The following is an 8,228-nucleotide window of genomic DNA, read 5'->3' as shown; positions in this document are numbered from 1 at the left end:
CCCGGTCGCCGCGCAGCCCCAGATGCCGGATGGCCGAGGGCGCCCCGGTCCCGTCGAACCAGCGGCCGCCTGTGATGATCGTGTCGAAGCTCACATCCCCATTGCAACTGGTCACCTGACCGGAGTCAAGGGTCGGTGGTGCCGGGCGGGTGACCCCGCCCGGCATCGGTTCAGCCGGCCTCGACCTCGGAGCGGTCCTCGCTCCACAGTGTGTGGAATTTACCCGCGGCATCCACCCGCTCGTAGGTGTGCGCGCCGAAGAAATCGCGCTGGGCCTGGGTGAGCGCGGCCGGCAGCCGGTCGGCGCGCAGCGCGTCGTAGTACGACAGCGAGGACGCGAACGCCGGCACCGGGATACCCAGCAGCGTCGCCGTGGCGACCACCCGGCGCCAGCTGTCGATCGCGGTTTCGATCGCGCTGCGGAAATAGGGTGCCAGGATCAGGCTCGGCAGCGCCGGATCGTTCTCGTAGGCTTCCTTGATCCGGTTCAGGAAGCGCGCCCGGATGATGCAGCCGCCACGCCAGATGGTGGCCAGATCGCCCGGGGTGAGGTTCCAGCCGTATTCCGCGCTGCCCGCGGCGATCTGATCGAAACCCTGCGCGTAGGCGACGACCTTGGAGGCGTAGAGAGCCTGCCGGATATCCTCGGTGAACTGCGCGATATCGGTGGGTTTGGCGGCGAGTTCGCCCGAAGCCAGGTCCTTGGCCGCCGCGCGCTGCCCCCGCGACCCCGACAGCGCCCGGGCGAACACTGCCTCGGCGATCCCGGTCACCGGGACACCGAGATCGAGCGCCGATTTCACCGTCCAGCGGCCGGTGCCCTTCTGCTCGGCCGCGTCGACGATCACATCGACCAGGGGTTTGCCGGTTTTCGCGTCCACCTGGTTCAGCACCTCGGCGGTGATCTCCACCAGGTAGCTCTCCAGGTCACCGGAGTTCCACTGGGTGAAGATATCGGCGATCTGCTTCGGATCCAGGTCCAAGGCGGCGCGGAACAGGTGGTAGGCCTCGCCGATCAGCTGCATATCGGCGTATTCGATCCCGTTGTGCACCATTTTCACGAAATGGCCGGAACCGTCGGGCCCGATATGGGTGCAGCACGGGGTGCCGTCCACCTGTGCGGCGATCGATTCCAGCAACGGGCCGAGTGATTCGTAGGATTCGGCGGGCCCGCCGGGCATGATGGACGGCCCGTTGAGGGCACCCTCCTCACCCCCGGAGATACCGGCGCCGACGAAGTTGAGACCGCGCTCGCGCAGTGCCGCTTCCCGGCGGATGGTGTCGGTGTAGAGGGCGTTCCCGCCGTCGATGATGATATCGCCGGGCTCCATGGCGTCGGCCAGTTCGGAGATCACCGCGTCGGTGGCCTCCCCGGCCTTCACCATGATCAGGACCCGGCGCGGCTTCTCCAGCGCCGCCACGAACTCGGTGATGGTTTCGGTGCGGACGAAATCACCGTCGTCGCCGTGCGCGGCGAGCAGCGCGTCGGTTTTGCCGACGCTGCGATTGTGCAGGGCCACGGTGTAGCCGTGCTTGGCGAAGTTACGGGCGATATTGCTGCCCATCACCGCCAGGCCGGTGACCCCGATCTGGGCACGCGCTGTGGAGGACGCCATGAACCTGCTCTTTCCTTCGACGGTTCCAACAGTTCCGGCCGCCGGTACCGGGCATGTGAGCAGGTGCGGTGCGCTCACGAACCCGGGCGAGGCCTGTGTTCTTTTCTACCGGGTGGCCGCCCGGCCGTGTGCGCGGACCCGCCGATACCGGGTGCCACCGGCCCCGGACCGACCTGGTATCGCCGGGCGGTGGCATTCGACCCAGGGGACGTTTCACCCCGGCGGCGAAACGCCACCACCTGCGTGCCCGGGCGCACGGGTGCCGATCCGCACGGGGCGCGCTGGTATGAGGTCGGTTCGCGCACAACGGAAATGGCGTGCGCAGCGACGATGTGAAGGGGCGGCCCGAGCGGGTACAAGGGAGAAGTGCGGTACAAAATTCTGTCGGCGGTTTCGAGTGCGGCGTTGCTGGCCGCGATGGCACTGTTCACTCCCGCTCCCGCGGCCGCCGCGCCGGGGCCCCGGGTGGACGCCGAACGATCGCTCGGGGGCGGCGCGATCGAAATGAATGTTTTCTCCCCGGCGATGAACAAGGTGGTCACCAACCGGGTCATCCCGGCGGCCGGTGGCGGGCCGGCTCCCACGGTGTACCTGCTGACCGGTATCGGCGGCGGTACCGACGGGATCTCGTGGTGGGACGATACCGATGTACGCCGGTTCTTCGCGGACAAGAACGTGAACGTGGTGATGCCCGTCGGTGGCGCCTACACCATGTACACCGATTGGCAGCGCGACGATCCCGCGCTCGGCCGCGCGCGCTGGCAGACCTACCTCACCACCGAACTTCCGGCGGTGGTGGACGCGCGGTTCGCGACCACCGGGCGCAACGCGATCGCCGGAGTCTCCATGAGCGGTGGTTCGGCCCTGGACCTGGCGATCCAGGCACCCGGTCGCTATCAGGCGGTCGCGTCGTACAGCGGATGCCCCTGGTCGTCGGACGCCGCGGGGACCGCGATGATCAGCGCCCAGGTGATTCGCGGGGGTGCGAATCCGGGAAACATGTGGGGTGCGCCGGGTGCCGCGGGCTGGCAGGCCCACGATGCCTTCCTGCACGCGCCGCGGCTGGCCGGTAAGACGGTCTACGTCTCCGCCGCCTCCGGTATCCCGGGTGCTATCGATCGGGGCTGGGGCTTCCCGCCGGTCGAAGCCATCGCGAGCGCCTGCACCTCGGCATTCGCCGGCCGTCTCGCGCAACTGGGTATCGGTGCCGTCCACGTCGACCGCCCGGCGGGTGCGCATACCTGGGGCCAGTTCGAATACGACCTGCACGATTCCTGGCCGCATCTGGCCCGCGCGATCGGCGCCTGATCGCCCCGGCTCGGGCGCCGCGGACTCCGGCGTGTCCGGTGTGGATGGGCGATCATGGTGTGATGACGGAACTGCGGTGCACCTACTGCGCCGGAACGGAATTGGAACCGGGATTCCTGGAAGATCGCGGGGAAGGATCCGGGGGCTATGTGCGCTGGGTCGAGGGTGCGCTCGCACGGGGAATCTTCGGCGGGGCGAAACGGTTCGGCCGGCCGCGGCGCGCTGTCGACACCTACCGGTGTATCCGCTGTGGTCACCTCGATATGTTCGCCCGGCCCGAACGCGAGTGACCCCGCGCGCTGTTCCCGGTGGTCGCGCGCGCAGAACGATCCGGTGCGGGTAATGCCAGGGTGACCGCGGCGAGTACGAGCGCGATCACGGCGATCGCCGACAGCATGACGGTGCTGCCGCCGAGCGTATGGGACCGGAAGAAGGCGGTCGCCAGCAGTGCCAGACCGATACCGTTGCCGATCTGCTCGATCGTGGGCAGCAGGCCGGAGGCCTCCGCCATCTGCTCGTCGTCCAGCCCGGACAGCATGAGGGGCTGCAGCGGCACCGCGAAAACGCCGGCGCCGAAACCGCACAGGACAACCGGTGCGGCGCAGAGCAGCATATTCACCTCACCGCCGGTGATATTGATGTACACGACACCCGTCAGGACGCAGCCCGCGTACAGGACCAGCCCAGCGCCGAGCGCGCGCACACCCCAGCGTTTCACCAGCAACGGGGAGAGCAACGCGCCCGCTCCCGCACCGAGGGCGAACGGGGTCATGGCGATTCCGGTGCGCAACGCGGAGAACTCCAGCACATCCTGCAGCATGATGGAGATGGCGAAGACGAAAGCGGTGAACAGCCCGAAGAATCCGGTGATCAGAATGGACCCCACCGCGAACCCACGGTCGGCGAAAAGGTCCAGCCGCACCAGCGGCCCGGTATTGCGGCGCGTCGCCCGCTGTTCGTGGCGCAGGGTGAGCGCACCCAGCGCCGCCGCGACCACGACGAGCAGGCACGGCACCGGCCGCCAGCCGTGGAGATGGATCTCCGAGAGCGCGTAGAGCAGCAGGAACAGGGTCGCGGCGCAGAGTACGACGCCGGGGTAATCCATCGGGACCCGCTGTGGCGCCACGTCGAGCCGCAGGAACCGCCAGGCGATCGCGAAGGCCACGATCCCCAGCGGCAGGTTCATCAGGAAGATGCTGTGCCAGCCGAGCCCGGCGATATCGGCGGTCACCAGGGTGCCGCCCGTCATCGGGCCGAGCAGCCCCGCGAAACCCGAGGTCGCACCGTAGAGCGCGAATACATGGGTGTGCAGTTCCCGGGGGAACAGGATGGTGAGAATCGCGATGGTCTGTGCCGCCATACCCGCCCCGGCGATGCCCTGCACGACCCGTGCGACAACGAGTTCGGTGGCGCCGTCGGCGGTGCCGCACCACACCGACGCGGCGGTGAACGCGAACACCGCGATCAGGAACATGCGCCGCCGGCCGAGCCGGGCACCGAGCCGGGCGGCCGGTAGCAGGGTGCACGCGAAGGCCAGCGAATACCCGGACACGATGAGCAACTGCTGGGCCGAGCTCGCCTCCAGATCGGCGGTGATCTCGGGCAGCGCGGTATTGACGATCGTCACGTCGATCATCTGCATGAACACCGACAACAGGCAGCCGGCGAAGGCGACCCACGCGCCCGGGCCGGCACCGGCCCGGGCGGTGGCGAGCAAACCCGCGATCACGAGCGTCCCCCCAATGCCGCCGCGAATACCGGCCACGAGGCGTGCAGTTCTCGTTGCCAGTACCCCCACGAATGTGTGCCGTCGGGGCGCAGGGCCACGGTGGCGGGAATGCCCAGCTCCCGCAACCGCTCACCGAGTCGTGCCGTACATCCCGCGGCGACGGTCTCCAGGACGCCGCCGATCACGAGTTGATCGATCAGTTTGCCGGGGCTGTGCCGGATCCCGGGGCCGTCCATGGTGTCGAGCGGCCCGGGCGCGCCGGTCCCCGACGACACATACAGAGCGGTTCCGCGCAATGCCTCGGCGTGCAGAAACGGATCGTTGGCCGGCCACGCCGGATCCTGCGGCGGCCCCCACATATTGCGCGGATCGCCGCCGTTGCTGCGTACCACCAGTTCGACCACCGCCCGCCCCTGCGGATCGCTGGTACGCACGCAGCCGCTGTAGGAGCCGAGCGCGCGGTAGCGGCCCGGCGCGGCCAGCGCCAGCTGGAAAACCGATGCGGCGGCCATGGACACACCCGCGAGCGCGGCGGCGCCGGTGCCGCGGAAACGGGCGTCGATCAGCGGCGGCAGTTCCGCGGTGAGGAAGGTCGTCCAGCGCTGCCGGCCCAGGGCGGGGTCGTCGGCCCGCCAATCGGTGAAATAGCTTCCCGCGCCACCGATCGGATTGACGACGGTGACCTGCTCGGTCGCGAAGAACTCGGTGATATCGGTGCGGTCGAACCAGTTGCCGCCGTCGCCGCCCCCGGTGATCCCATTGAGCAGATACAGCACGGGCGCCGCCGCCGCCGGATCCGCGGCCGGCAGGACCCGCACCGGGATATCGCGATCCATCGCGGGGGAGTGCACCAGGAGTTCCACAGCGCGTCCCGCGAGTGTGCGCATGCCGATTACCCGGGCCCCCGTCGCGTCCGGGTGGGCCGGAGCGGGCGCTTGCGGACGTGGGACCGGTGTGGCCGTCGCGGGAGTGAGCACGGCGGGGGAGAGGGCGAGCGCGGCCACGAGGGCGAACAGGATCCGGTTCGTGCGGCGGGAGTGTCGCATTGCCGGAAGTTATTCCGGGCGACGGCGCGGCGCGCGGTGTTCGGCCGAACTCTGTGATGCGGGCCAGTGCGGGGTGGTTTTCCCTCCCACCGCTCCCAACCGCGTCCGGGGGGCCGCACGGACCGGTGTTCGCCGGGAGCCCGATATGGACAAGCGACTGGACAGGTGTCACCATCGGTTCGCGGCCGGGATACGGCTGCGCCGAGCGACGAGAGGATATGCGCATGGACACCCGTGCGGACCGGGGGCCGGGAAACGAGATCGGCGGTGGCCGTCGATGAGCACGATGCGTCCGTGTGAGCGGGTCGGAATCGAATTCGTCGATACCGCGCCGGTGCGGTGCAGCAACAGCGTGGATCTGGCGATCACCCCGGAACAACTGTTCGAGGTCCTGGCCGACGCCGAGTCCTGGCCCGAATGGGCGACCGTGATCACCAAGGTCACCTGGACCAGCCCCGAACCCCGGGGAGTCGGCACCACTCGCCTGGTCCATATGCGCGGTGGTTTGGCCGGCGACGAGGAATTCCTGGTGTGGGAGCCGAACACCCGGATGGCGTTCCGCTTCAACAGCTGCTCCACGAGCGCCGTATCGGCCTTCGCGGAGGATTACCGCGTGGTGGCGACCCCGGAGGGCTGCCGGCTCACCTGGACCCTCGCCCAGCGTCTCGCCGGCCCCGCCCGATTCACCGCTTTCCTGGCGGTGCCCTTCATGAATATCGCCTTCCGCCGGTTTCTGGCGAATCTGCGCCGTTACACCGACCGCCGGTTCGCGCCCACCGGCAGCTGACAGCCGGCCGGGGTGCCGCCACGCGCCACCCCGGTCAGCCCATCAGCAGCGAGCCGGCGAGCCAGGCCGCCAGTACCAGTGCCACGCCGATCAGTGCGCCCGGATACAGCGCCCGGCCGCTGCGCGCGGCGTTGACCGAGGTGGCCGCGCCCAGCAGGAATCCGAAAGAGCCGCCCAGCACGATGATCCAGTTACCGGTACTCGGATCGGTGCTGCAACCGGCCCGTCCCTCACACACGCCCATGGCCAGCAGGTACCACGGCGAGATGACCACCGAGACGATGGCCAGGGCGGCGAGCAGGAACCACAGCAGGGCCGTGATCACCAAATCGGTGTCGCGGGGTACGGGTAACGGCCCGCCGCGCCCGTATGCCTCGTCCGGGATGGGGGCGACGGGGTAGTCGGTGGTCATCTGGTTCGGGAACATATGCCTCGCGATCGCTCGAGCCGACAGGGCCGCTGGTTGTTATTGCAGAATCTTCCCTGTGCCGCAACTGATCCGGCACGCGCGCGACACTACACGGCGCACCGTCGCCGGGCGGCGGCAGCGGCGGGGTCGTGGCACCACCGGGTGGAACGGCGGTGATGTGCGGCGAAACCGAGACGTCGGTTCCGTGTCCGACCTGCTCTGCCGAGCGCTCGCCCGGGCCTGCCGCGCACGGTAATTCGCCCTGCCGAGCGGGTGCTGCCGAGCGCGCTGGCTGGGGAACGTCACTTGTCCGGTGGAGAATCCGTGGTGTCTGCCGGTTGGGCGGTGACCGTCTCCGGCTCGTCGTCCGCAGGCCGCCTCGTCGTCTCCGGGGCGTTTTCGGGCCGATTCGGTGGTGGAGTAGCGGCGGAATCGACCGGTTTGTCGGTGCTCGTCGCCACGTAATTCGCTGTGGTCGCCCGGGAGACACTGATCCGCCAGGGCAGCCACGCCGATTCTTCGGCCTGCCGGGGCATCGTCGCGACCGCCACCACCGCGCCACCCACAGCAATGATCACCGCGGCGATCGCGGCGGTGGTGATGGTGCCTGTCGCGACGTAGTCGACCTGGTTCAAACCCGCGACCGGTTTCGTACCGTCGTTGAACGCCCAGTTGACCCAGGAGCCGATCTGGCCGCCGAGATCCCAGCGCCGGATCGTCATGGTCTTGAGGCTTTTCTGCCGTGTGGTGAGGTACAGCAGATTCACCACCACCAGCACCGCGCTCAGTACCGAGGCGGCGGTGGCGATCCGCGCAAATCGTGGTGAACCGGTGACGATATGGACGGCCACGGCGGCGATCATGGCCGCAATGGCGCTACTGGCCGTCACCGCCCACGAACCGGTCAGATCGGCGGAGGGCGGTGGTCCCTGCGAAGACCATACGGCCAGGTACCTGGTGGTGGAATCGACCTGCCCGAACGGGGTGGCCGCGGCCATCCCGTCCGGGCCGTGCGCCACCATCCAGTGCTGGAACATCAGGATGAAGGTGACCACACCGCCGAGGGCGGCGAACACGTAACCCCATTTGCCGCTGAGCCGTGGCGCTGTGCGAATCTCCTCGGCACGGTCCCGGGCCCGCCGCGCGATCGCCGCCGCCGTCGCCCGCCGCCGGTTCCACCGCTGCGCGCTCTCCCGGCCCGCATCCGGATCAGCGGGAGCGCGGTGGTCGTGGTGGCGCCGTGATCGAGGGCGCCGAGATCGATCAGCTCGGCGCCCGCACCGAGTTCGGCCTTCATACACCGCTGGGAGTTCTCGAACGGGACACTGCGGTC

8 protein-coding genes are annotated in these 8,228 nt (G+C 69.1%); 3 read left to right on the top strand and 5 right to left on the bottom strand.

What is annotated here, in order from left to right:
- Window positions 1–170: 170 nt before the first annotated feature.
- Window positions 171–1,616, bottom strand: coding sequence for an NADP-dependent phosphogluconate dehydrogenase (gndA, locus tag QH276_RS32555; protein WP_280400276.1), 1,446 nt, complete (start codon window positions 1,614–1,616; stop codon window positions 171–173).
- Between the two features lie 417 nt (window positions 1,617–2,033).
- Here gndA and QH276_RS32550 point away from each other — a divergent pair, with 417 nt between their 5' ends.
- Both QH276_RS32550 and QH276_RS32545 read left to right on the top strand, forming a co-directional pair.
- Window positions 2,034–2,924, top strand: coding sequence for an alpha/beta hydrolase (locus tag QH276_RS32550; protein ID WP_432278676.1), 891 nt, complete (start codon window positions 2,034–2,036; stop codon window positions 2,922–2,924).
- A 62-nt stretch (window positions 2,925–2,986) separates the two neighbouring features.
- Window positions 2,987–3,214: a hypothetical protein gene (locus QH276_RS32545; RefSeq protein WP_280400274.1), complete on the top strand. Its 228-nt coding sequence runs from the start codon at window positions 2,987–2,989 to the stop codon at window positions 3,212–3,214.
- Here the strand turns inward: QH276_RS32545 and QH276_RS32540 are convergent.
- Both QH276_RS32540 and QH276_RS32535 read right to left on the bottom strand, forming a co-directional pair.
- Entirely contained in the window at window positions 3,178–4,653 is a 1,476-nt protein-coding gene (locus QH276_RS32540; RefSeq protein ID WP_280400273.1) for an MFS transporter, read from the bottom strand. The genes QH276_RS32545 and QH276_RS32540 overlap by 37 nt on opposite strands.
- Window positions 4,650–5,699 (bottom strand): alpha/beta hydrolase, encoded by a 1,050-nt coding sequence (locus QH276_RS32535; protein ID WP_280400272.1) that lies wholly within the window; start codon window positions 5,697–5,699, stop codon window positions 4,650–4,652. Before QH276_RS32535 ends, QH276_RS32540 begins: the two co-directional genes overlap by 4 nt.
- Before the next feature lie 286 nt (window positions 5,700–5,985).
- On the opposite strand from QH276_RS32535, the gene QH276_RS32530 reads away from it, so the two are divergent.
- Window positions 5,986–6,486, top strand: coding sequence for an SRPBCC family protein (locus QH276_RS32530; RefSeq protein ID WP_280400308.1), 501 nt, complete (start codon window positions 5,986–5,988; stop codon window positions 6,484–6,486).
- A 34-nt stretch (window positions 6,487–6,520) separates the two neighbouring features.
- Here the strand turns inward: QH276_RS32530 and QH276_RS32525 are convergent, their stop codons facing one another.
- Together QH276_RS32525 and QH276_RS32520 are read right to left on the bottom strand one after the other, a co-directional pair.
- Window positions 6,521–6,898: a hypothetical protein gene (locus QH276_RS32525; RefSeq protein ID WP_280400271.1), complete on the bottom strand. Its 378-nt coding sequence runs from the start codon at window positions 6,896–6,898 to the stop codon at window positions 6,521–6,523.
- Between the two features lie 299 nt (window positions 6,899–7,197).
- Window positions 7,198–7,971 (bottom strand): hypothetical protein, encoded by a 774-nt coding sequence (locus QH276_RS32520; protein WP_280407005.1) that lies wholly within the window; start codon window positions 7,969–7,971, stop codon window positions 7,198–7,200.
- Between the last annotated feature and the right edge of the window lie 257 nt (window positions 7,972–8,228).

Origin of the sequence: Nocardia carnea, assembly GCF_029869215.1 — a bacterium.
In the GTDB taxonomy this organism is placed as follows: domain Bacteria; phylum Actinomycetota; class Actinomycetes; order Mycobacteriales; family Mycobacteriaceae; genus Nocardia; species Nocardia carnea_B.
Note: the sequence above shows the minus strand (reverse complement) of the source record. Positions and strands in the feature narration are given on the sequence as shown.

Bases quoted from the DNA above. Each gene is read 5' to 3' on its own strand.
- QH276_RS32550 (WP_432278676.1), top strand. From the start codon at position 2,034: ATGGCACTGTTCACTCCCGCTCCCGCGGCCGCCGCGCCGGGGCCCCGG.
- QH276_RS32545 (WP_280400274.1), top strand. From the start codon at position 2,987: ATGACGGAACTGCGGTGCACCTACTGCGCCGGAACGGAATTGGAACCG.
- QH276_RS32525 (WP_280400271.1), bottom strand. From the start codon at position 6,898: ATGACCACCGACTACCCCGTCGCCCCCATCCCGGACGAGGCATACGGG.
- gndA (WP_280400276.1), bottom strand. From the start codon at position 1,616: ATGGCGTCCTCCACAGCGCGTGCCCAGATCGGGGTCACCGGCCTGGCG.
- QH276_RS32535 (WP_280400272.1), bottom strand. From the start codon at position 5,699: ATGCGACACTCCCGCCGCACGAACCGGATCCTGTTCGCCCTCGTGGCC.
- QH276_RS32530 (WP_280400308.1), top strand. From the start codon at position 5,986: ATGCGTCCGTGTGAGCGGGTCGGAATCGAATTCGTCGATACCGCGCCG.